This window comes from Gordonia amicalis, from assembly GCF_022059885.1.
Lineage (GTDB): Bacteria > Actinomycetota > Actinomycetes > Mycobacteriales > Mycobacteriaceae > Gordonia > Gordonia amicalis.
On record NZ_CP091855.1, the window covers coordinates 4,207,460 to 4,230,407 of the forward strand.

21 protein-coding genes and 2 pseudogenes are annotated in these 22,948 nt (G+C 67.7%); 4 read left to right on the plus strand and 19 right to left on the minus strand.

All coding sequences use genetic code 11. From position 1 onward, the window contains the following. The first annotated feature begins 126 nt into the window (after positions 1-126). The gene (locus tag IHQ52_RS19330; RefSeq protein WP_096274190.1) at positions 127-906 is read left to right on the plus strand and encodes a response regulator transcription factor; all 780 of its coding nucleotides are present in this window, start codon (positions 127-129) and stop codon (positions 904-906) included. Beyond that, positions 896-2,071: a sensor histidine kinase gene (locus IHQ52_RS19335; RefSeq protein WP_096274192.1), complete on the plus strand. Its 1,176-nt coding sequence runs from the start codon at positions 896-898 to the stop codon at positions 2,069-2,071. Before IHQ52_RS19330 ends, IHQ52_RS19335 begins: the two co-directional genes overlap by 11 nt. Here IHQ52_RS19335 and IHQ52_RS19340 read toward each other — a convergent pair. From IHQ52_RS19340 to IHQ52_RS19355, 4 genes are all read right to left on the minus strand, one after another. Next, positions 2,055-2,903: a transglutaminase family protein gene (locus IHQ52_RS19340; protein WP_006434835.1), complete on the minus strand. Its 849-nt coding sequence runs from the start codon at positions 2,901-2,903 to the stop codon at positions 2,055-2,057. The two genes, IHQ52_RS19335 and IHQ52_RS19340, sit on opposite strands and share 17 nt — an antisense overlap. Then, positions 2,900-3,877 (minus strand): alpha-E domain-containing protein, encoded by a 978-nt coding sequence (locus IHQ52_RS19345; protein WP_006434834.1) that lies wholly within the window; start codon positions 3,875-3,877, stop codon positions 2,900-2,902. The genes IHQ52_RS19340 and IHQ52_RS19345 overlap by 4 nt, the downstream gene beginning before the upstream one ends. After that, complete coding sequence (locus tag IHQ52_RS19350) at positions 3,874-5,694, minus strand: circularly permuted type 2 ATP-grasp protein (RefSeq protein WP_096274194.1); 1,821 nt, start codon at positions 5,692-5,694, stop codon at positions 3,874-3,876. The genes IHQ52_RS19345 and IHQ52_RS19350 overlap by 4 nt, the downstream gene beginning before the upstream one ends. A gap of 79 nt (positions 5,695-5,773) precedes the next feature. Next, a complete protein-coding gene (locus IHQ52_RS19355) occupies positions 5,774-6,925 on the minus strand; it encodes a sulfotransferase family protein (RefSeq protein WP_096274196.1) in 1,152 nt (383 codons plus the stop codon). A 230-nt stretch (positions 6,926-7,155) separates the two neighbouring features. Here IHQ52_RS19355 and rpsT point away from each other — a divergent pair, with 230 nt between their 5' ends. Next, positions 7,156-7,416, plus strand: coding sequence for a 30S ribosomal protein S20 (gene rpsT / locus IHQ52_RS19360; protein WP_006434830.1), 261 nt, complete (start codon positions 7,156-7,158; stop codon positions 7,414-7,416). 403 nt (positions 7,417-7,819) lie between these two features. Here the strand turns inward: rpsT and holA are convergent, their stop codons facing one another. The 14 genes and pseudogenes from holA to IHQ52_RS19430 all read right to left on the minus strand — a co-directional run bounded on the left by holA (position 7,820) and on the right by IHQ52_RS19430 (position 21,914). Next, entirely contained in the window at positions 7,820-8,788 is a 969-nt protein-coding gene (holA, locus tag IHQ52_RS19365) for a DNA polymerase III subunit delta (RefSeq protein WP_096274198.1), read from the minus strand. Between the two features lie 253 nt (positions 8,789-9,041). After that, a pseudogene (locus tag IHQ52_RS19370) lies at positions 9,042-10,600 on the minus strand (HD domain-containing phosphohydrolase). A gap of 23 nt (positions 10,601-10,623) precedes the next feature. Then, positions 10,624-11,449, minus strand: a pseudogene (mddA, locus tag IHQ52_RS19375) (methanethiol S-methyltransferase). Continuing rightward, positions 11,446-12,192, minus strand: coding sequence for a hypothetical protein (locus IHQ52_RS19380; protein WP_191834451.1), 747 nt, complete (start codon positions 12,190-12,192; stop codon positions 11,446-11,448). Before IHQ52_RS19380 ends, mddA begins: the two are co-directional and overlap by 4 nt. Before the next feature lie 59 nt (positions 12,193-12,251). Next, positions 12,252-13,664: a ComEC/Rec2 family competence protein gene (locus tag IHQ52_RS19385; protein WP_191834452.1), complete on the minus strand. Its 1,413-nt coding sequence runs from the start codon at positions 13,662-13,664 to the stop codon at positions 12,252-12,254. Positions 13,665-13,668: 4 nt separating this feature from the next. After that, the gene (locus IHQ52_RS19390; RefSeq protein WP_191834453.1) at positions 13,669-14,670 is read right to left on the minus strand and encodes a ComEA family DNA-binding protein; all 1,002 of its coding nucleotides are present in this window, start codon (positions 14,668-14,670) and stop codon (positions 13,669-13,671) included. 103 nt (positions 14,671-14,773) lie between these two features. Continuing rightward, positions 14,774-15,634, minus strand: a complete 861-nt coding sequence (locus IHQ52_RS19395) for a DegV family protein (protein ID WP_006434822.1) — start codon at positions 15,632-15,634, stop codon at positions 14,774-14,776. A 59-nt stretch (positions 15,635-15,693) separates the two neighbouring features. Next, positions 15,694-16,443 (minus strand): diglucosylglycerate octanoyltransferase, encoded by a 750-nt coding sequence (gene octT / locus IHQ52_RS19400; protein ID WP_096274201.1) that lies wholly within the window; start codon positions 16,441-16,443, stop codon positions 15,694-15,696. Further along, positions 16,440-17,153: a histidine phosphatase family protein gene (locus tag IHQ52_RS19405; RefSeq protein WP_006434819.1), complete on the minus strand. Its 714-nt coding sequence runs from the start codon at positions 17,151-17,153 to the stop codon at positions 16,440-16,442. Before IHQ52_RS19405 ends, octT begins: the two co-directional genes overlap by 4 nt. Next, positions 17,150-17,512, minus strand: a complete 363-nt coding sequence (gene rsfS, locus IHQ52_RS19410; RefSeq protein WP_006434818.1) for a ribosome silencing factor — start codon at positions 17,510-17,512, stop codon at positions 17,150-17,152. Before rsfS ends, IHQ52_RS19405 begins: the two co-directional genes overlap by 4 nt. Before the next feature lie 18 nt (positions 17,513-17,530). Next, complete coding sequence (gene nadD, locus IHQ52_RS19415) at positions 17,531-18,292, minus strand: nicotinate-nucleotide adenylyltransferase (protein WP_006434817.1); 762 nt, start codon at positions 18,290-18,292, stop codon at positions 17,531-17,533. A gap of 30 nt (positions 18,293-18,322) precedes the next feature. Further along, positions 18,323-19,708 carry a vWA domain-containing protein gene (locus IHQ52_RS19420; protein WP_006434816.1) on the minus strand — a complete coding sequence of 462 codons (1,386 nt, stop codon included), beginning with the start codon at positions 19,706-19,708 and terminating at the stop codon, positions 18,323-18,325. Next, complete coding sequence (locus IHQ52_RS19425; RefSeq protein WP_006434815.1) at positions 19,708-20,631, minus strand: AAA family ATPase; 924 nt, start codon at positions 20,629-20,631, stop codon at positions 19,708-19,710. Before IHQ52_RS19425 ends, IHQ52_RS19420 begins: the two co-directional genes overlap by 1 nt. Then, complete coding sequence (locus tag IHQ52_RS19430; RefSeq protein WP_006434814.1) at positions 20,631-21,914, minus strand: glutamate-5-semialdehyde dehydrogenase; 1,284 nt, start codon at positions 21,912-21,914, stop codon at positions 20,631-20,633. Before IHQ52_RS19430 ends, IHQ52_RS19425 begins: the two co-directional genes overlap by 1 nt. A gap of 384 nt (positions 21,915-22,298) precedes the next feature. Here IHQ52_RS19430 and IHQ52_RS19435 point away from each other — a divergent pair, with 384 nt between their 5' ends. After that, complete coding sequence (locus tag IHQ52_RS19435) at positions 22,299-22,535, plus strand: YgaP family membrane protein (protein WP_006434813.1); 237 nt, start codon at positions 22,299-22,301, stop codon at positions 22,533-22,535. A gap of 110 nt (positions 22,536-22,645) precedes the next feature. Here the strand turns inward: IHQ52_RS19435 and IHQ52_RS19440 are convergent, their stop codons facing one another. Continuing rightward, positions 22,646-22,936, minus strand: a complete 291-nt coding sequence (locus IHQ52_RS19440) for a metal-sensitive transcriptional regulator (protein WP_374978496.1) — start codon at positions 22,934-22,936, stop codon at positions 22,646-22,648. Positions 22,937-22,948: the final 12 nt, after the last annotated feature.

Sequence of the window (22,948 nt, forward strand, 5' to 3'; positions counted from 1 at the left end):
TCATGACAACGCTCCGATCGGCGACAACTCCACCTTGCCGACCGAAGCTCAAGCTGATCGACAGACAAGTTCAAGATCTGCTCAAGAACGCCCACCGGGTTGGCCCGTTCGGTATTGCCCGCCACCATGGAAGGCGTGCACGATAACCGCTTCGTCGACGACCCACTCGTTCCGGCAGTCCGCCAAGCGCAGGGCCAGCATGCGTTGATCATCGAAGACGAGCCCGACATCGCTGAGGTCGTGGCCGGCTATATGCAGCGCAGCGGCTTTCAGGTCACCATCGCGCATGACGGCCGCGAGGGAATCACCGCAGCGCGCGCGGTGACTCCGGTGGTGGTGATCCTCGACCTCGGTCTACCATCGATAGACGGCGTCGAAGTCTGTCGACAACTGCGTACCTTCACCGACGCCTACATCGTGATGGTCACCGCGCGCGCAGACGAGGTCGACACTCTGATCGGTCTGGCGGTGGGAGCCGACGACTACGTCACCAAACCGTTCCGCCCACGTGAACTGGTCGCTCGTATCGACGCCATGCTGCGTAGACCACGAGAATCGACCGACTCCGTCGGGGCGCACTCACGCCGGCTCGGCGATCTCTCCATCGATCCACAGTCTCGTGAAGTCCAGGTATCGGGAAGAATCGTCGAGCTCACGCGTACCGAATTCGATGTGCTCGAGGTCCTCAGCCGGCGGCCGGGCATGGTCTTGCGCCGGGAACAGGTGCTCGCCGAAATCTGGGGGTCGGACTGGGTTGGTGACACTCACGTCGTCGAAGTCCACGTAGCGAGCCTCCGCCGCAAACTCGGCGACAGCGCCGCGACCGGACAGTTCATTCGTACCGTGCGCGGCGTGGGATACCGCATGGGAAGTGGCCGACCTCCGGGAGTAGACCATGCGAATTGATCGTCGCCGGCTCAGGTTCCCCGACGGCTTCGGCTCCCGCCTGCTACTGGCCCAGGCCATCGTGATCGGCGGCGGCGGCATCAGCGTAGCGCTCGTGCTGCTGTTCCTCGCCCCGCACGCCTTCCATGGACACCTCGGCCAGTACAACCCCGCGGTCGGCTCCGCCCCGGCCCGCCATCTCGAATCCGCGTTCACCTTCTCGATCATCGTCTCGATGAGCGTCGCACTGATCACCTCGACGGTGCTGGCCACGGCGGTGAGTTGGTTCCTCGCGCGTCGGGTCCAGCGTTCGGTGGCCAGTGTCGCGCAGTCGGCGGTGGCGATCGGCGCGGGTAACTACCGCTCACGGGTATCCGATCACCGACTAGGCCACGAATTCACCCAACTCAGCGACGCCATCAATCAACTCGCAGAGCGGTTGAACTCACAAGAAGACGTCCGCAAACGCATGCTCTCCGACCTCGCGCACGAACTGCGCACTCCGTTGACCACCATCGGCGCCGTCACCGATGCGATCGAAGACGGTGTACGGCCCGCAGATTCACAGACTTTCGACGTGGTGCGTTCGGCCACGACCCGGCTGCAACGACTGGCCGAGGACATCGCCGCCGTCTCCAGCGCCGACGAGCACCAGCTACCCCTCCACCGAGGGCCGGTCGCCCTCGACAGACTCCTCGAGACCGCGCGCGGCCAAGCCATCGACCTGTTCGCGGAGGCCGGTGTGGAGATGGCCATGGCCGCCCCCACATCACGCATCTACCTCGACATCGACCTCGACCGGATGAGTCAGGTTCTCCTCAACCTGCTCAGCAATGCCCTACGACATAGTTCACCTGGTGACCGCGTGACCGTTGCGGCGCGGGTATCGGCTGGTCGGACCGTCCACATCGCGGTCGTGGACGAGGGTGACGGTATTGCACCACAACATCTTTCCCATGTCTTCGACCGGTTCTACCGCACTGATTCCTCGCGTACAAGAGACGTCGGAGGCAGCGGAATCGGCCTCACGATCGCGCGCTCGATCGTCGAAGACCACGGCGGAACGCTGATCGCCGAGAGCAATGGTCTCGGGCACGGCGCAGCCTTCACCATCGCGCTACCTGCGATCGCCCTCTCCGGCAGCACGGACCGGCCGTCAGCAACCAGGATCACGCCAACCGGGTGATCTCCACGATGACGTCGAGATCCGTTGCGCCGCCGCCGGTGTAGACACCCTTGAGCGGCGAGACGTCCGCGTAGTCGCGACCCACGCCCACCGACACGTGCTGTTCGCTGATCGAGGTGTCGTTGGTCGGGTCATAACCCCACCAGCCACCGGTCCACGCCTCGATCCACGCATGGCTCTGGCCCTGGACCGTCTTGTCGATCGCGGCATCGGGTTCCGGATGCAGGTAACCCGACACGTAGCGAGCGGGAATCCCCAGGCCGCGCAACATCACCAGGGTGAGATGTGCGTAGTCCTGACAGACGCCCTTGCGCTCGTTCCAGGCGTCGACGGCGGTGGTGTGCACGCCCGTGGTGCCCGGAACGTACTCCATCTCGTCGTGGACGAACCGCGAGATCGCCTCGACCGTCTCCCCCGGTGTCAGGCCTTTGGCCACCTTCTTGGCCGCCGAGATCAGCTGACGGTTTCTCGGCACGTACGTGGTGTTGGACAGCATCTCGTCATAGCGGTCGATCACGGCGTCGCTGGTGATGTCCTCCCAGGTCGCCTGCTCGTCCTCGCCCGGCCGTTGCCCGCGATCGGTCTCGACCACCGACATCCCCGACACCTCGAGTTCCTCGTGGGGCGCGTGGAGATCGAAGGCGGTGACCGCGGTTCCCCAATAGTCGGTGTAGCGGTACGACCTGGTGGCCGGGACCGTCTCGACACGGTTGACGATGACGTTCTGCCGGGCATCGCTTCGAGGCGTGAGCCGGGCCTCGTTGTACGACGAGGTGACGGGACCGTTGTACGCGAAACCGGTGGAATGGACGACGCGTAGACGCCAGCTCACAGTTCACTCTCCTCGATGACTTGCCCGTCGCTGACCCGGGCGTCGGCCCACGAGACGTACGGCGACACATGGAAGTACTGCTTGGTGACCGCCTCGTTGACGGCACGGCAGGTGTCCTGCAGATCGACGAGCCGTTCCTGCAGCCCGTCGAGCAGCTCACCCGGTTCGAGGAACTCCAGCGAACTCCGCGCCCGACCGAGCAGCAACTGGGCCTCGGCCTGTGCGCCGACGCGGCTGGGGCCCTTCTCGAGCTGGGCGAGGTTGCGCTCGGCGACGCTGAGCGCATGGAAGATCGCCCGCGGGAACAGACGGTCGAGCAGCATGAACTCGACGATGTTCTCCGCGTCGAGGACGCCGCGGTAGGTGCGCAGGAAGGTGTCGTGACCGCCGGCGGACACCAGCACGTTGACCCATGCGGGCGACGACGTGCGATCCCCCGCACGCGACAACAACATCCGGATCGTCATGTCCACCCGCTCGACCGATCGGCCGAGCAGCAGGTAACGATAACCGTCGTCGTGGCTCAGGGTGGCGTCGGCGAGGCCGGCGAACATCGCCGCACGGTTCTTCACGTACGAGAGGAACTCGTGCGGTCCCAGGCGACGTGAGCGGCGTTCGGCGGCGTCGAGCCCGTTGTAGGTGGTGTTCAGACACTCCCACAGCTCGCTCGACGTGACTTCCCTTGCGCCCCGCGCATTCTCGCGTGCCGCACGGATCAGGTCGACGATCGACCCGACCGCGTCGGCGTCGTAGGCGACGCGCTCGGTCAGCGTCCAGACGTCGAGCTCCTCGTCGGTCTCGGGGGCCTCGAGGCCGAGCACCTGGATGATCAGTCGCGCCTGCTGGTCGACGTCGACGGTGGTGTCCTCGAGCAGCTGATGGATCGCGACGTCGAGGATGCGCGCCATGTCGTCGGCGCGTTCCACGTACCGGCCGATCCAGTAGAGGGATTCGGCGTTGCGCGCCAACATCATCGGGGATCACCGCCCTGCTGCTGGATCATGTCGCCGAGTTGCTGACACGGCCCGCCGGACGACTGCGACCGGGATGTCGTGCCCTGCTGCTGCTGCTGGGTCTGTGTGTGGACCGGGTCGGGGGCGCTGTCGGCGGGTCGGGCCGCGGCGACGCCGCTGGAGGTGACCACCTTCGCCCCGGACAGTTCGCGTTCGGCCTCCGACGTCCGGCTGGCCAACACCCAGGTGTCCTTGGAACCGCCACCCTGACTGGAGTTCACCACCAGCGACCCCTCCGGCAGTGCGACACGCGTCAGCCCACCGGGCAGGACCCACACGGACTCACCGTCGTTGACGGCGAACGGACGCAGGTCGACGTGACGTGGCCGGATCTCGTTGCCGATCTTCGTCGGCACCGTCGACAACTGCACGACGGGCTGCGCGATCCAGCCGCGCGGATCGTTGCGGACTTTGCGCGCCAGCGTGTCCAGCTCCGCCTTGGTGGCCTCCGGCCCGAAGACGATGCCGTATCCGCCCGATCCCTCAACGGGTTTCACGACGAGTTCGTCGATCCGGTCGAGCACTTCCTCGCATTCCTCGGGAAGCCAGCAGCGCAGGGTGTCGACGTTCTGCAGGCTGGGCTTCTCCCCGAGGTAGTACTGGATGATCTCCGGGACGTAGGTGTAGATCAGCTTGTCGTCGCCCACTCCGTTGCCGACCGCGCTCGAGATGACCACGTTGCCGGCGCGGGCCGCGTTGAGCAATCCGGCGACACCCAGCATCGAATCGGGGCGGAACTGCATCGGATCGAGGAAGTCGTCGTCGATCCGGCGGTAGATGACGTCGACGCGCTGTTCGCCCTCGGTGGTCCGCATGTACACGACGTTGTCGCGGCAGAAGAGATCTCGGCCCTCGACCAGCTCGACGCCCATCAGCCGCGCGAGCAGCGAGTGCTCGAAGTAGGCGGAGTTCGCCACACCCGGCGTCAGCACGACGATGTTCGGGTCGGCCTCGTTGAACGCGGCCGACGCCCGCAGTGCCCGCAGCAGATGGCTCGGATAGTCGGCCACCGCACGGACCCGGTGTTTGGAGAAGAGGTCGGGGAACACGCGTGCCATCGCACGACGGTTCTCGAGCACGTACGACACACCCGACGGCGAGCGCAGATTGTCCTCGAGGACACGGAAGTCGCCGTTCTCGTCCCGGATCAGGTCGATGCCGGCGACGTGGATGCGAACACCGTTGGGCGGCCGGATGTTTGCCGCCTGTCGGTGGAAATGCTCACACGAGTGGACGAGGCGTTTCGGCAGCACACCGTCGCGCAGGATCTCCTGCTCGCCGTAGATGTCGTCGAGGAACAACTCGAGCGCCTGCACACGCTGGGTGATGCCCGCTTCGAGCTTGCTCCACTCACTGGCCGAAATCACGCGCGGCACAATGTCCAACGGGAACGGACGCTCCTTGCCGGACAGCGAGAAGGTCACGCCCTGGTCGAGGTAGGCGCGGCCCAGTGCTTCGACGCGGGCCTCGACCACATCGGACTGGTCCTCGTCGGCCATCGCCTTGTAGATGCCGCGGTAGGGCGTACGCACCTCCCCCGCGGCATCGAACATCTCGTCATATGCCTTGCCGTACGGGCCTTTTGCGTATCCACCGAAGTTTCCGGTGAAGTTTCCCTCGCCACTCGACTTCGTCGGTTTGGCGGCCGATCCCGAACCCTTCGTCGCGCCGGTGCGGCCCGACGCCGATTTCCCGGACGAGCTCGACGTCGTCGTCTTCGCGGATGCGGACTTACGCGCCGCCTTCTTGGCGGGCGCACTTGTCGATGCGGGGGTCATAAAGTGCCATGGTGCCGCATAACCGCGTAATCGGCACGACGGTTGGCCACCCGTGTCGCGCAGGGCACGCGACCGCAGTTCAGCGCGAGCGACGCATCGCCAGAGCGCGGCGCTTGACTCGCCGCAGGACATTGGCCGCGCGGGTCTTGACCGGTGGCCCCACCTTGGGCAGCGGCGCCGCCAGCACCATCGACGCAATCGTGTCCAGCGCCACGTCGAGCACCTCCCGGTCCGACGGCATCGGCGCGTCGGCGGCGCCCTCCGCGGACACCTCGAGGTCGGCGAGGTCGCCGGCGACGTCGTATCCGGCGTTGCGCACCGACTCCACCATCGTGGCCGCCTGGGCAGCGGCCCACTGCCGATGTTCGACGGTCAGCCCCTGCGGCGCGCCCGACCGCGCTTCGAACAGGATCTCGCCGATCAGCTGCCCCTTGATGATGCGTTCGTAGCGACGCCATTCGATGGTCTCGGGCTGGAGGCGCTGGTTGAGACCGCGCAGGAACTCGGCCTGAGCGGCCGACAACGAACTGTTGAGGCTCGGCACCGGGATGCTCAGCGGTGCGGGGTCGACGTTGATGACCCGGAGGAAGCGATCCCACAGGGTGTCGCCCGTCGCCGGCCGGCCGCGCGGCACGGTCACCACGTGCACCCGTCCGGGCCCGACGAACTTCGCCCATTTGGCGAGGATGCCGACGTGGTCCTGGAACTCCCAGAACGGTTCGTCCTCGACGAGCGGACCGGCGTCCTCGGTGGCCGCCTCGTCCACCGAGTTCGACTCGGCCGCGAAAGCCACCGCGTCGACGAACTCGTCGAAGGAGGCACGACGCTGATTCTTGACGTTCTCCTGCCACACCGACGGGAGCTGCCTACCGAGGTCGCGGACGGTGGCGATGACGTGGACCTCGTCGGCGAACGACAGACCGGCCAGCAGCCGCTCGATCTGCTCGCTGGTTGCGGTGCTGTACAGCTCGTGGGACAGCAGTGACGTCTGCGGCCAGGCCCGCATCTGCCCGAGCAGCTTGGGCCACACGCCGGCGAAGGCCGGGTCGGCCCAGTCGAGGTAGCGCTCCGACTGGAGGTGGACCGCGGCGTGGAAGTGATCGGAGATCACATTGCCCGGATAGAGCAGCCCCGACGTCTGTAACGCCAGGTCACGGTTGCGCCAGAGTCGATCCTGCAGGTGCGTGGTGCCGGTCTTGGGGAGACCTATGTGTACGTAAACGACGGACATGATGAATCGAGCCTAGACTTTCATGCACGATGATTCTTTCCGGCGTGCGTCGCGCGCGCAACGGATTTTGGGCTGGCCGAACCCGGCTGGTAATGTTGTCCGCTGTTGCGGTGACGCCGTGAAGATACTTCACGCGCCGACACCGCGCGGGGCGAGCCCGGACCACCCGGTCCGCCGCCCCGACCCAGAACAGACAGTCATATCCACCAGCAACGACAGAGGTAACACGCGTGGCGAACATCAAGTCTCAGATCAAGCGCAACCGCACCAACGAGAAGAACCGGCAGCGCAACGTGTCGGTGAAGTCGGCGCTGCGTACCTCGATCCGTAGCTTCCGCGAGGCCGTCGAGGCCGGCGACAAGGCAAAGGCTGCCGAGCTCGGGCAGGCCGCGAGCCGCAAGCTCGACAAGGCCGCCAGCAAGGGTGTCATCCACGCCAACCAGGCCGCCAACAAGAAGTCGGCCATCGCTCTCGCGGTCAACAAGCTCTGAGCTGACCCACTCCGACCTCCGGGTCGCCTCGGCGCGGCGCGCCGCCATATCCTCATACGTACGATCACCCCGGCGGCATCCACGCGGTTGCCGGGGTGATCGTCGTTCTCGGGCGCCTTCGGACGATGGGCCCTGTTACTCGCAGAGTCGCCCGCTGTGGAGCCGCCCCTTCGCCGGTTGAGCCGCCCCCTCCCGCTGGTTGAGCCGGCCACGAGCGCAGTGAGAGCCCCCCTCCGCCTGTTGAGCCGGCCACGAGCGCAGCGAGAGCCCCCCTCCGCCTGTTGAGCCGGCCACGAGCGCAGCGAGAGCCCCCCTCCGCCTGTTGAGCCGGCCACGAGCGCAGCGAGAGCCCCCCTCCGCCTGTTGAGCCGGCCACGAGCGCAGCGAGAGCCGCGTCGAAACCTCAGCTCCGACGACGCCCGTCAGGCCTGAGGTCGGCGACGGCCGCAACGGCGTGCGTCAATGCGTAATCGGCGTCCGCGGCCTGGCCCTTGACGTCGCCGTTGAGCTTGGCGACCACGCCGATCGCGTGAGCGATCGACTCCGAATCCCACGCCTTGGCCTTCGCCTGCACGCTTTTCACCCGGTTCGGCGGCATGCCGAGTTCGGAAGCGGCCGCGAAGTGATCGATCGACCCCATCGGCCTGATACGGGCGATGGCGTGCACGGCCTCGGCGAGGGCATCGGCCAGCAAGACGCGCGGCACGCCGTGATGCAGAGCCCAGGCCAGCGACTCGAGTGCACCGGCCCGGTCACCGAGGACCGCTTTGTCGGCCACCTCGAAGCCGGTCACCTCGGACCGACCCTGGTAGTAGAGCTGGACGGTCTCGCGGTTGACCTTGCCACCGGTGTCGGCGACGAGCTGGGCACACGCGGCGGCGAGCTCACGCAGCTCGGAACCCACACTCTCCACGACCTGCTCGACGACGTCGGCGCTGACCTTCACCCCGAGGGACCGGAACTCGTCGCGGACGAACGTCATCCGGTCCGACGGCCACTTCGGTGCGGTGGTCGCGTGTTCCACCGCGCCGGCCTTCTTGAGCGCCGGCACCATCGACTTGGCGCGCCCCCCACCGTGGTGGATCACCATCAGCGTGATGCCCTCGGGCAGGGATGTGGCCGACGCGGCGATGAGGGCCGCAGGTTCCTTGCCCGCGTCGGCGGCCGCCTCGATGACGACGACCCGCTCCTCGGCGAAGAGCGACGGGCTCAGCAATTCGGCCAGCTCGTGTTCGCTGACGTCGCCCGCGCGCACCCGGGTCACCGGGACCGGAGTGCCCGCCTCCTTGGACGTGGCCTCGGCCACCGCGGAGATCACCCGACCGGTCAGGAAGTCGTCGTCTCCGAGGAGCAGGTGCAGGCGATCGGTCACGTGCTCATCGTGCCAGATCCGGCCGACAACGCCGCGGGGGCTACTGCGACGGTCTCAGCGCCGTGTGATCGACCTGCCCCGCGCCGAAAACCGCCCCTGACAAGCACCCTGTCAAGCGGCGTCGACGACGTATTGTCTCCCGCTGTCCCCTCGAGGGCGCATTCCGGGGGCGCATTTCCGGGGCGCTGTTCGGGGGCGGATCCCGGGGGCGCATTTCGGGGGCGGGCTCCGGCTGCGGGCTCCGGCCGCGGACTCACGACGGTCCCGCGAGTCCGTTCTCCAGGGCGTACAGGCTCGCGCCGACCCGGTTGGATGCCCCGATCTTCGTGTAGGTGCGCTCGACGTGATTGCGCACCGTCTTCTCGCTGAGCACCAGTTTCGACGCGATCTCCCGATTGGACAACCCTCGCGCGACGAGGCCAAGGATTTCCCGCTCGCGAGGTGTGAGCGCGTCGGTGCGCCGTGCCCGGGTCCGGGCGTGGCCGGCGGCGGCGAGGACGGCCTCGACGCAGTCGGCGTCGAGCTCCCCGCGAGCGGCGCGGCGTCCGAGCCGCGCCACCGCGTCCTCCGTGGACATCGCATCCCGATAGGGCCGCGGTTCGATCGCCGATCGATATGCGACTGCCGCGGCGAGGATGCGTTCCGGTCGTCCGAGCGCCGGCCCGCCGAGTCCCAGGGGATAGCCCGTGCCGTCCAGGTGCTCGTGATGGGTCCGGGCGATGCGAGCCTCGTCTCGGAGCCCGGGAATGCGCGTGAGGACGCGGTCGGTGAGATACGGGTGCATACGTACTCGCTCCCACTCGGCCGCGGTGAGGTCACCGGCTTTCGACCAGATCTGGTTGGAGACCCCGATCCGGCCGACGTCGTGGAGACAGCCGGCACGACGGATCACCGCGATGTCGTGCCGGTCGAGACCGAGGTGTCCGGCGGCCGACTCGGCCAATGCCGACACATCGCGCGAATGACCCAGCGCAAAAGGACATTTCAGGTCGACGAAATCACCGATGGCGAGTAGGAGGTGGTCGAGATCCGGATCGTCGAGGCGCAACTCCGCGTCGGGTGCGATGGAAAGCGCCAGCTCCCAGGGATCGTCGGAGTCGGCCGGGAACAGTGTCGCGGGGTCGTCGACGAACGCGTCGACGACGTCGGGATCGAAATGACCGCCCCGGCGACTCCGGGCCATCGCCACCGCGCCCTCGACCCCGTACATGCGGTGGTGAACCTCCGCCATGTCGGCCAGTTGCGCCACCCGCATCTCGATCGGGATACCCGCGCCCGACACCCCGCCGGGTAGTCCTCCCCCGTCGAATCGTTCGAAAGTGAACGTGATCGCGTGCTCGACGTCGGCACCGAGTCCGATGTGGCCGGCCAGGGCGGCCGCCGACAGGCAGTGTGAGTGCACGAGCAGCGACATCTGGCCGCGCGCATCCCGGAAGAGTTCGGCCATCGTCCGCATCCGTCTGGGGAGGGATTCTCCCCGACCGAGATTGCCGACGACGAACCGCAGGTACGGCAGACCCGACCAGTCGACGAGGTAGGCGTTGCGCCGCACCGCGATGTCGTCGCCGAACCAGTGGGCGTACTCCGCGGAGTCGGCATGGCACCCGATCCACATCACGAGCGTCGTGTAGTAGACGGTGTCCTGCTGGTGACGGTCGAGCCCGAGCCGGTGAGCCAACCGACTGGCGATGACCGCCGAGCGCAACATGTGCTCGGCCGGCTGACCGAGCCCGAGATCGCGATCGCGACCGAGAGCCCGGCCAGCACCTCGACACGACGAGGCAGCACATCCTGCGCACCCATGACGTTCATTGTCGCGCTCTTCGGCCCGGGTGTCAGCTGACCGGCACATGCACCGGGTGCGACGCCCGACGTGTACGCAACCCCGGCAGCAGCATCGGCACGCGACGGCGGTATTCGACGTAGTCGTTCCCGAAGACCCGGATCAGGTCCCGTTCCTCGAGATGTATGCCGACGAAGATGTAACCGGTTGTCGCGCAGGCGAACAGAAGGTGCCCGACGGTCATCGTCGGCGTCACCCAGAAGGCGATCACGAAGCCCAGATAGATCGGATGACGCACGACCCCGTACCAGAGGGGCGTGATGAACCGATATGGCGGGAGCGGACGCCGGCGCGCATTGGCGACCACCTGCCGCAGCCCGAACAGGTCGAAGTGGTTGATGAGGAACGTCGAGGTGAGGACGAGAAGCCAGCCGAACACGGACACCCCGACGAGAAGCGCCCGCGCAATCGGCGCCGAGACATCCCAGATGGTGGCCGTGACCGGATGCCACCACCACAGGAGTGCGGCGAGACAGGCTGTCGCCGCCAGCACGTAGGTGCTGCGTTCGATCGGGGTGGGCACGATCCTGGTCCACCTCTTCTTGAAACCTTCGCGCCATCACGCTGTGCTGCGCGGCGAACAAAGTCAGCAACGCCAGGTCGATCACCACCGCCAGGGCCACCCCCGTCGACGGTCCGCCCCGATCGACGGTCCGCGGGACGATCTCGACGCCTCCGACGACGATCGAGGCATTCTCGACGAAGGCGATCGCCCACAGGAACACGATCAGGAAGGCAACGTAGGCGATCACACCGTAGGCGAGGCATCCGAGGCGGACGAGAACTCCTGTCGTAGCGCCGGTTTCGGTGGTGGTCATCGCACTGCTCCCGTGTGGTGAAGTGAGTCCGGGTCGGTCGTGGTGGTGCTCGGAGTGTCGAACGCCGATCGACCGACGAAGAACAGACCGCGTTGCGGAAGCGGGATGTCGCCGATCCGGACCTGCTCGTCGAATGGTCCGGGAGCACCGAGAGTCTCGCCGTTGAGCGATGCCCGGCTGTCGGCGACGCGCCAGATGTACAGAGGTGTTCCCCGGAACTCGGGCCCGTTGGGGGTCCGTGCACACATCCGGACTCGGCCGGCACGCAGCATGATGGTTGCCATCGGTCCCACCGCGTGCAGCACCGCCCGGCTGCGCCACGCTGCTGCGGGCGTCGCACCGCTCAGCGCAGTCATCACGCGCGTCGTGGGTGACGAGGTCAGCTCGACCTGCCAGGTGAGGGTGTTGCCGAGTGTCACCTCGAACGTGTGGTCATCGGTCCACCCGACATCGATCGCCGGAACCTGACGGGTCGTCGCGCCCGCATCGAAATACCGCGGGCAGCTCCGCTCGGGTTCTGTTGTCGTATAGATCGTCCAGTGTCCGTTCGGATCTCGGTGCCATACGGACCGGTACGCCGGACCGATGGAACTGGCGACCATGTCACGCAGAGCCAGATAGTGGCCCGACCTGAACGGCAGGCCCATGACGCCGTATCCGGCGAAACGTTCATCGTCGCCGTCAGCGAGTCGCGGGTGAGCGCGGACATCGGTGACGACCTCTCGGGGTGTTCGTGTGTTCATGACCCCAGAGTCGTCCGCCATACGCCTCACCCGCGTGGGGCATCTGCCTCATCTTCCCCTCACCCCAGCACCTCCACACTCGCCCACCCCAGCACCTCCACACTCGCCCACCCCGGCCCGCCGAAGGCGTGCGCGCACCAGATCATCCACCACAGTTCCGGCCCCAGAGCTCGGACCAAGAGTTCGGCGATCCCGGCACCGAGGCCGTCGGGCGGACCGATCGCACCGATGAGGGCGGCAGCGGTACCGACGACGCTGATGATCGCGACCACGGGTGCGACGAGAAGGTTGGCCACGATCCCGACCACGGACAACTGACCTGTCACCAGCACGACGACCGGCGCGGTCACCACTTGCGCGGTGACCGCCATCGCGATCACCTCCGCCAATCCCGGCGGACAACGCCACGCCCGCAACCGATCCCGGAGACGAGGCGCCCACAGCACGATGGCGCAGGTGGCCGCCACCGACAGCGCAAAGCCCGGCTGCAGCGCCAACTCCGGCCACCACAGCAGACCGCCGATCACTGCGGCCCCCAGAGCAGGCAGCGACTGCGAGCGTCGCGACGCGAACAGAGCCAACACCCCGACCCCACCCATCAGCGCCGCGCGCAACACGCTGGGTGTCGGCCGGACGAGCATCACGAAACCGACGATCACCACGAGGCCGACGATCGCCGACGAGCGCGGCGGCACCCCGATGCTGCGGACGATGAGAAGCGCTGCGCCGCAGACGATCGCGAAATTCGCTCCGGACACCGCGGTGAGATGGCTCAGGCCCGCGGCCCGGAAGTCATCGCGCAGTCCCTCGTCCACCCCGCTCTCGTCGCCGAGCACGAGCCCCGGCAGCAGACCCGCGGCCTCCGGACCGAGGGCGCGGGTCGCCACCAGTTGTAGGCGTTGCCGGATCGATCCCGCGACGGTCTGGTACGCGGGCGGTCCGCCGACGAGCTTCGGGGAAGACGCGGTGAGGGACGCGACGAGAAGAGTTCGGTCCGGTGGTGGCCGCACCTTCACGACGGCGACGACTCGTTGACCGGGCAGCAACCCCGCCCATGCCTGCGTTGCACCACGAAGGTCTGCCGGCGCGGTCGAGACCCGCTCGGTACCGATCTGTTCGACGTCGACGCGCGCGCGGATGCGTCCCTGCCCCGTCGGGCCGATCGGCAACGGATCGCTGCGAAGAGTCATGACCACCGTCGCCTTCCCCGACACATGCGACAGCGGATGATCGGCACGGGCCTCCTGCCGGAGCGAGAGGGATGTCGCACAAGCCGCGGCCAAACCCGCTCCTACGACGACCAGCCCCACCGCCTCCCAGCCGAGCCGGTGAGCACCGCATGCCAGCACCCCGGCGAGGGCCACCACCGCCGAGACGATCGCGACGCCGACGCCGACACCGACCGGGGCCACCAGCCCGCACGCCGTCACCGACCACACCATCACCGCCGGCACCAGCAGCCGGAAGTCCATCGCCTCAGACCGTCACGAGGTTCACCAGCTTCGCCAGCCGGGCCGGACCGATCCCGTCGACTTCGGCGAGCTGGTCCACAGATGTGAAGCGGCCGTTGCGTTCTCGCCAGTCGAGGATCGCCTTCGCCGTCACCGGACCGACGCCGGGGAGCGCATCCAGCTCGGCCTCGGTCGCCGTGTTGAGGTTGACCCGGCCGCCCGGTTCGGCAGCCGACGATGCCGGTGGCGGACTTCCCCGCCCGACCGACGGGCCCGGTGCAGGCACACCACCTTCGGCTCCGACCACCGCACTACGCAGCGACATCCGCCCCTCGCCCGCGGCATAACCGACGAGGATCTGATCTCCGTCGCGCAGAATCCGAGCGAGATTGAGCGACAAGAGGTCCGCGCCCTTGCGCGGCCCACCGGCCTGGTCGATCGCCTCGGCGACCCTGGCTCCCGGAGCGAGACGCACCAGTCCGGGTCTGTTCACCAGTCCGACGACGCTCACCACCAACCGGGCCGGCGTCGTACTCGGTGGCGCGCTGACCGGAGGCACCGATGCATCCGGCATCGACGACGAACCGGCCGTCGCGCCGAAATCCACGACTGGTGCGGAATCCGTTCCGCGGAACAGTCCGAATCCGGCCACGACACAGGCGATCACCCCGACCGCGATCAACGCGATCGCCGCGGGCGGTGCCACGGCGAAGCGTCGGCGCGGAACGGGATCCTCGTCCTCGTCCCGGTCCTCACCCGACCGATCGTCGTCGGGGTCGAGCACATCGTCGAAATGCCCACGCGTCGGCGACGTGGGCGGCGGCGCATCCAGCCACGTCGGCATCCCACCGATCCCCCACCCCGGATGCTCGGGCTCCTCGACCGCCACGGCTGCCGCGGCAGGGTCACCGGCACCCGGCGGTGGGTCGGAGCCGGCCGCGGCCGGCGACAAGTCGTCCCGGCTCGCCGGCCGCTCGACGACCGGCCCCAACCGGTCCAGCGGATTCCGCCGTCCTGATGCGCTCATGGCGTCACACGCTAGGGGTGTTCAGAACCGATCACGTGAGCTGTGGACGCCGACCACGAGATCTGTGGACAGGAGCGCGGCTGTCGACAGGAAACGGGCGCCGTCAGCCCTCCTCGAGCCCTTCGATCGGTTCGAGATGCGACGCGATGACGACGCCCACCGCCCCGGGACCCACGTGGGAACCGAGGATCGGCCCGAGGTCGACGGTCAGCTCGGAGGTCACCATCCGCAGCCGGTTGCGCAGGGTGGCGAGAAGTTCGGCCGCGACGTCCGGGGTCTCGCAGTGCTGCACTCCGACGGTGACCGCGCGACCTCCCGCCGACTCGACCGCGGCGCCGACCATCTTGTCGAGCGCCTTGGAGAACGTGCGATGGCGTTCCTTGAGCTGGAGCGTGCCGTCGACCATGTGCAGGATCGGCTTGATCGACAGCGCCGACCCGAAGAGTCTTCCGGCCGCGGAGATCCGGCCACTCTGACGCAGGTTGTCGAGCTGCTGTACGCACAGCAGTGAGTCCACCGTCGCGGCCTGCCGGATCGCGGACTCGTAGACGCGGTCGCGGTCGGCCCCACCGGCGGCCGCCTGGGCCGCGGCGATGGCGGTCAAACCCACTGCGAGACCGACAGATCGGGAATCGACGATGCGGACCTGCCCAGAGAACTTCTCCGCCGCCAGCCGTGCCGAACCCCAGGTGCCGGACAATCTCCGGGACATGTGCACGCTCACCACACCCGCTCCCTCGCTGGCCTCCAGCGCGGATTCGAAGTACTCGGTGAGTTCGGCGGGATTAGCTCCAGACGTGGTCACGCCGGGCATCGAGACGACATCCTCCGGAATGGGGTCGATGCCCTCGCGGTAGTCCTTGTCCTCGACCGTCACGTGCAGCGGCACCTGCCGGATCCCGTAATGCTCGGTGACCGACTCCGGCAACCGAGAAGAGGAATCTGTGACGACGACGACAGGCACCCGTCTACGTTAGCCGGTTCACCGGCCCGACCTCACACGGGAGTCGTGGCGTCCGTCGACTATCGGTTCGCGCGGCTCTTCTCGACCACCGGCGCCACCGCATCGGCGATCCGGCGATGGCACGAGAAGCCCCAGTGGATGCCGTCCGGGTTCATCTCCGCGGCCGGATCGTCGAACGCGTCCCGGGTCACCGGGTAGAAGTCGACGCAGGGCAACCCGTGTCTCTCCGCCCACCGCGCGATCGCCGCCGTCGTCGGGATACGACCCGTGTGGACGTAGCCGTAATACGGGCTGCGATGGGTCGGTGGCAGACACACGACGATCGGCAGCTCCGGGCGTAGCTGTGTGAGGGCCTCTCGGATCTTGTCCAGGTATTCGACGGTCACCTTCGGCGGCAACGCCAGCGGCCAGCCCAGACGCGAGCCGCGCGGCTGCACCCATGAATACGCGTTCCGCACCAACTGCCGCAACCGATTCGGCCGCACATATCGGATCTGCTCCCGCAGCGCGGTCGGCAGCGGCGAGGGCAGCGTGTCCATCCCCCCGAATGCCAGCACGACGACGTCGGCATGCGGCACCGTGGCCCAGATGTTCGGGTCCTGGGTCAGCGCCCACCACACGTCGCGGCTCGTCCAGCCGATCCGGCCGAACAACCGCACGGGCAGACCGACGTCGGCGCCGACCAGCGACGGCCAGATCCGCGGATCGTCCGCGGGCAGCCCGCCGACCGGGCCGTAGTAGGCCAGCGAGTCGGACAGGACCAGTACACAGCGCTCCCCCGCAGGGGCATCGAGAGCCGGATCGGTCACTGCACGGCTGGATCGGAGTCCTCGGCCGACGCATTCCACACGTCGAGACGCCAGCGCGGGAGCTCGCCGGGCATGCCGTGCCCGGACAGCTGAACCCAGCTGGTGTTCGCCAACCCACCGAAAACCGGCCAGTTGTCCACCGGCAGTCCGAGCAGCGCAGCGGTCATCGCCGCGATCACCCCGCCGTGGGCCACCAGCACGACCGGAGCCTCGGGGTTGTCACCCACGCCCCATTCCGGCAGCTGCTCGATCAGCTCGTCCACCAGCGGGGTGGAACGCTTCGCCACGTCGACGCGGCTCTCGCCACCCGGCGGCGTCCACGTCGCGTCGTCGCGCCACACCACACGCGCTCCCGGCATCGCCGCGTCCACGTCGAGATGGGTGAGACCCTGCCACTCGCCGAGATGGGTCTCACGGAGGCGCTGGTCGACTGTCACCGAGAGCCCGGTGCGCTGCGCCAGCGCCTCCGCGGTCTCCCGTGCACGCTTCAGATCCGACGACCAGATCACCAGGGGCTGCCGCTTGGCCAGTTCGATGGCAGCCGAATTCGCCTGCCGCACACCAAGCTCGGAGAGGTCGGTGTCGAGCTGGCCTTGCATGCGGCTGCCCGCGTTGTACTCGGTCTGCCCGTGACGCAACAGGATCAGGCGCCGGACGACCGGGGTCAGGCGCTCGACCGAGGTGTCGTGATTGTCGGGACCGCCGCTCACGAAAGCCCTTCCACCTCGACCACCGGACAGTCCTTCCACAGACTCTCCAGTGCGTAGAAGCGTCGTTCGTCGGTGTGCTGGATGTGCACCACGATGTCGGCGTAGTCGAGCAGAGCCCACCGGCCCTCACGGGTACCCTCGCGGCGCAGCGGCTTGTGCCCGGCCTCCCGCAACTTCTCCTCGACCTCGTCGACGATCGCATTGACCTGTCGCTCGTTGTCCGCCGACGCGATGACGAAGGCGTCGGTGATCACCAACTGTTCCGACACATCGATCACGGTCACCTCATGGGCGAGCTTCTCCGCGGCCGCCAGAGCAGCCACCTTGGCCATCTCCAACGCTTCAGCTGACGCAGTCACACAAGTCCTCTCGAAAATTCACTTACCGGCCGAGGCCGCAGGCGCTCCCGGCGCAGGATCAACTCTGCCCGCTCGCTCCGCTCCCGGCGCAGGATCATTACCGCCCGCTCGCTCCGCTCCCGGCGCGGACACCCCGGGCGACGACGCCCGAGGCGCACGATACAGCTTCCTCTTGGCGATGTACTGCACGACGCCGTCGGGCACCAGGTACCAGACCGGTCGTCTCTGTGCCGCACGCGTGCGGCATTCGGTCGACGAGATCGCCAGCGCCGGGATCTCCAGCAGGTGCAGCGTGTCATCCGGCATCTGGGCGAGATGCTGCGCCAGATGCGTGGCGTCGAGCTCATACCCCGGCCGGCTCACACCCACGAACCGCGCCAGCTCGAACAGTTCCTCCCAGTCCTGCCACGACAGGATCGACTCCAGCGCATCGGCCCCGGTGATGAAGTACAGCTGCGCATCGGGCAGCTGTTTCCGCAGATCACGCAGCGTGTCCACGGTATAGGTGTCACCGTCACGGTCGATGTCGACGCGACTCACGCTGAACTGCGGATTCGACGCCGTCGCGATGACCGTCATCAGGTACCGGTCCTCGGGTGGGCTGACCATCGTGTGCTCGCCCAGCTTCTGCCACGGACGCCCGGTCGGGACGAAGATCACCTCGTCCAGCTCGAAACGGTGGGCGACCTCGCTGGCCGCCACCAGGTGCCCGTTGTGGATCGGATCGAACGTGCCACCCATGACGCCGATGCGGCGCGCGCGGTGGCGGTCGGTTGACATGGACGGTCAGTCTACGCGGTGACGGCCGGGTCAGACCGGCAGCAGGTCGGCGATGACGGTTCCCAGCTGCGTCGCATTGCGGCATTCGAACATGTCGATGACCTCCGCGTAGTCGGTGGCGACCGAATCACCGGTTCCCCAGTGCTCCTTGGCCTCGGGGTTCAGCCAGTACGCGTGCCGGGCGCGTTCGACCAGTTCCGCGAGCGCGTCGGCGTGCGCGTCGTGGTAGTTGTTGCGCGCGTCGCCGAGCACCAACAGGGCGCCCCGGTGCGTCAGCGTCTCGACGTGGTCGGCGACGAAACCGGCGAGCATGTTGCCGTAATCCGAATGTCCGTCGCGCGTGGAGATCCGCGCGGTCGAGATCATGTGGTGCATCGCAGCACCGAAATCCTCTTCGCCATGGTCGAAGAAGTCGGTGACCTCGTCGACGGTGTCGACGAAGGCGAACACCCGTACCTTCGAGAACTGTTGCCGCAGTGCATATACCAGCCGCAGCGTGAACTGGCTGAACCCGGCGACCGACCCCGACACATCGCAGATGACGATCAGCTCCGGGCGTCCGGGACGCGGCTTGCGGTGACTGAGTTCGATCGGGACGCCGCCAGTGGACATCGACGCGCGCAGTGTCTTGCGCACGTCGACCGCCCCGCGATGGGCACGACGCCGCCGCGTCTCGAGCTTGGCGGCGAGCAACCGGGCCAGTGGCTCGATCGTCTTGCGGATCTCCACCTGCTCCTTGGCGCCCGCGGAGAGGAAGTTGACGTTCTCCGGCAGGGGCGGCACCGCATACGCGCCGACCTTGTCCCGGCCGTTGCGATCGGCCATCCGACGCTGCGTCTCACGCTCGATCGCGGCCCGCAGGTCGGTGGCCTTCTGACGCGCGGCTTGCCGGTACAGCGGCTCGGTACCCGGTCGGGCACCGTCGCCACCGGCCATCGCCGCGGCGATCTTGGCGATCAACGTCTGCGGGTTGACCGCGGAGATCGCCTGATACGCCGAGAAGGCCTCGCCCTTCGTCGACCCGTAGCGCCCCAGTTCGTCGACGATCATCGCGATCGCCTGCTCGAGCCGCCCGTCACCGGCCGCCGCATCGTCGGCCAGCATCTCCGCCAGCGCGTCCCGCACCGCCTCGACGTCGAGGTTTCCGTCCTCGTCGCGCGGCAGATCCTCGGTGACGGTGCGCATTCCCGCGCCGACCGGGAACCACAGGTCGAAGACACGGTCGAAAACCCCTCGATGCGCATGGTCGACGAGCAGCGTCGTCGCCAGACCCTCACGGAGGCGGGACCGCTCGAGCAGATCGAGCACCTCCATCGCACTCGCCGCGTCGATCAGCGCCGACGGCCCGACGACGATCCCGCGACGACGCAGCTCATCGACGAAATCGGTGAGGTGCGCGACGAGCGGAGTCGTCATCAGCCCAGCTTGAGTTCTTTGAGAGCCGTCTTCAGATCGGGCCGGTGTTTGAGCACCACACCGAGGGTGCGGGCGATGAGGCCGTCGTCGAGTCCGCCGCGCTTGGCGTCGGCCTGTTCTCCCGCACCGAGCGCGAGCAGCGTGTGGGCCCAGTCGATCGTCTCGGCCACCGACGGCTTCTTGCGGATGTCCAGCGTCCGCAGCACACCGACGATCCGGACCAGTTCTGCACTCAGCGACGCCGACAGGTTCGGCACCCGCGACGCGAGGATCTCCTTCTCCCGCTCGGCGTCGGGGAAGTCGATGTAGAGGTACAGGCAGCGACGCTTGAGCGCCTCGGACAGTTCACGCGTGGCGTTCGAGGTGAGCAGCACGATCGGTCGGCGCTGCGCGGCAACGGTTCCCATCTCGGGGATGGTGATCGCGAAGTCGCTGAGCACCTCGAGGAGCAGCCCCTCCATGTCGACGTCGGCCTTGTCGACCTCGTCGATCAGCAGCACGGTCGAACCCTCGCGCGAGATCGCCTTCAGCAGCGGCCGCGGCAGCAGGAACTCGTCGGAGAAGATGTCGGTCTTCGCCTCTTCCCAGGCGCGGTTGCCCGTCGCCTGGATGTGCAGGATCTGCTTGGCATGGTTCCACTCGTAGAGCGCGCGGGCCTCGTCGATGCCCTCGTAGCACTGCAGGCGGACGAGCTCGGCATCCGTGGCTGCGGCGATCGACTTGGCCAGTTCGGTCTTGCCGACACCCGCGGGTCCCTCGACGAGCAGCGGCTTGCCCAGCCGGTCGGCGAGGAAGGTCGACGTCGCCGTGGCGTCGTCGGCGAGGTAGCCGGTGTCGCGGAGCCGTGCGACGACGTCGTCGACGGAGGTGAACGACGGGACGACCTGTGGTCCGGAACCGGTGTACTCCGTGGAGCCCGTCATCAGGCCGGCCGAACGTGGCCGTTGCCCCAGACCAGCCACTTGGTCGAGGTCAGCTCGGGCAGGCCCATCGGGCCGCGGGCGTGCAGCTTCTGGGTGGAGATGCCGATCTCGGCGCCGAACCCGAACTGCTCGCCGTCGGTGAAGGCGGTGGAGGCGTTCACCATGACGGCGGCGGCGTCCACGCGGCGGGTGAACTCGTCCGCGGCGGCGAGGTCGGTGGTGATGATCGCCTCGGTGTGACCGGTGCCGTAGGAGTCGATGTGGGAGACGGCGGCGTCGAGGTCGTCGACGACCTTCATCGCGATGTCCATCGACAGATACTCCTTGGTCCAGTCGTCCTCGGTGGCCGGTTCCATGCCCGGCTCGTCACCGTGGATCACGACGCCCTGGGACTGCAGGACCTGGGTGATGCGAGGCAGCGCGTCGGCCGCCACCGCCTTGTCGATCAGGACCGTCTCGGCGGTGTTACAGACACTCGGCCGGCGGGTCTTGGAGTTCAGGATGACGCGGACGGCGACGTCGAGGTCGGCGAGGGCGTGCACGTAGACGTGGCAGTTGCCCACGCCGGTCTCGATGGTGGGGACGGTCGCGTTGGAGACGACGGCCTCGATGAGACCGGCACCGCCGCGCGGGATCACGACGTCGACGAGTCCGCGGGCGCGGATGAGCGCGGTGACGCTCGAGCGGTCCTCGCTGGGCAGCAGCGACACGGCATCAGCGCTGACGCCCTTCGCGGACAGGGTCTCTCGCAGGACGCGGACGAGTTCGGCGTTCGACGACGCGGCCGACGACGAACCGCGGAGCAGCACCGCGTTACCCGACTTGAAGGCGATCCCGAAGGCGTCGACCGTGACGTTGGGCCGCGCCTCGTAGACGATGCCGACGACACCGAGGGGAACCCGTACCTGTCGGAGTTGAAGTCCGTTGGGCAGCGTCTTGCCGGAGACGATCTCACCGATCGGATCGGGCAGGACCGCGACCTGACGCAGACCGTTCGCGATGCCGACGACACGGGATTCGTCGAGACGCAGGCGATCGAGCAGGCTCGCCTCGGTGCCCGCCTCCTCGGCGCGCGCGATGTCCTCGGCGTTGGCGGTGAGGATCGTCTCCGACGCGGATTCGATGGCGTCAGCTGCCGCGAGCAGGACCTCGTTCTTGTCCGCCGACGTGAGACCACCCAGCGAGCGGGATGCCGATTTCGCCGCTCGCGCGAGTCCGAGGACGACCTTCTCGGTTCCGGACTCGTCTCTTGCGACGGAGGGCTCTGCGGTGGGTGCGCTCATCAACATCCTCGACTTCGCGGGTGGTCGCCGCGACGATGCCGCCGCGGGATGTATGCCGTCCTCAAGAGTAGCGCCGGGCCGAGCACGTCCCCAAAGAGCTATCCGGTCCGGTCAGGCTCTGGACCACCACTTCGAGCGCGGGGACGGCGCCTGCTTGTGCCCGTCGCACCACTGAGAGTCGAGAATGCGGCGTTTGAGGGCGTCGACATGACGACCGCACCCCGACCAGGTCGTCTTGCCACACGTTGGGCACTTCACCGGTGAACACATGCTCTCGGTCCTTACGTTCGAGTTCGAGACAACGCCGCCACTATACCCCAGGGGGTATAGTGGCATTGCCATCGATCCCGGGCGTTCACACGTCCCCAGCAGAAGGAAGACCCCATGACACGCGCAACCGGTACTCACGAGCCCCGATTGACGGTGGAGAGAATGGTGCCCGCGCTCGCGGGCGTGATGGTGACGATCAGCGTCATCCTCGTACTGACAGTGTCCCCGTGGTGGACCGTGCTCACCCTCTTCGTGGCCGCCAATCTGCTGCTCTACAGCGCCGTCGGATGGTGCCCCGCCAGCCTGCTCATGTCGAAGGCGGGACTCCCTCGCGCCACATACCCCCGCTGAGCGCCCTGCTCACCCACCCACGAAAACACCCACATCCACGAAAGAGGGGGCCGATGCCTCGGCCCCCTCTTTCGTTCGCTCCTACTCGGCCACCGGCCCCGGACCGCCCGTCACGCCAGCGCGAGGAACAGCTTCTCCAGTGCAGCCTCGGACAACGGCGGCTGCTCACCGTCGGCGGTCTCGACACACTGCCGCATCCCCGACGCCACGACCTTGAAGCCGGCCCGGTCGAGCGCTCGCGACACCGCCGCGAGCTGGGTGACCACGTCCGCGCAGTCCCGGCCCGCCTCGATCATGGCGATCACCCCGGCAAGCTGGCCCTGAGCACGCTTCAGCCGATTCAGAACAGCCCCCATCGCCTCTTCCCCGACGGTCAAGCGCGGCCTCTCGTCTGCGGCCATGGTGATTCCTCC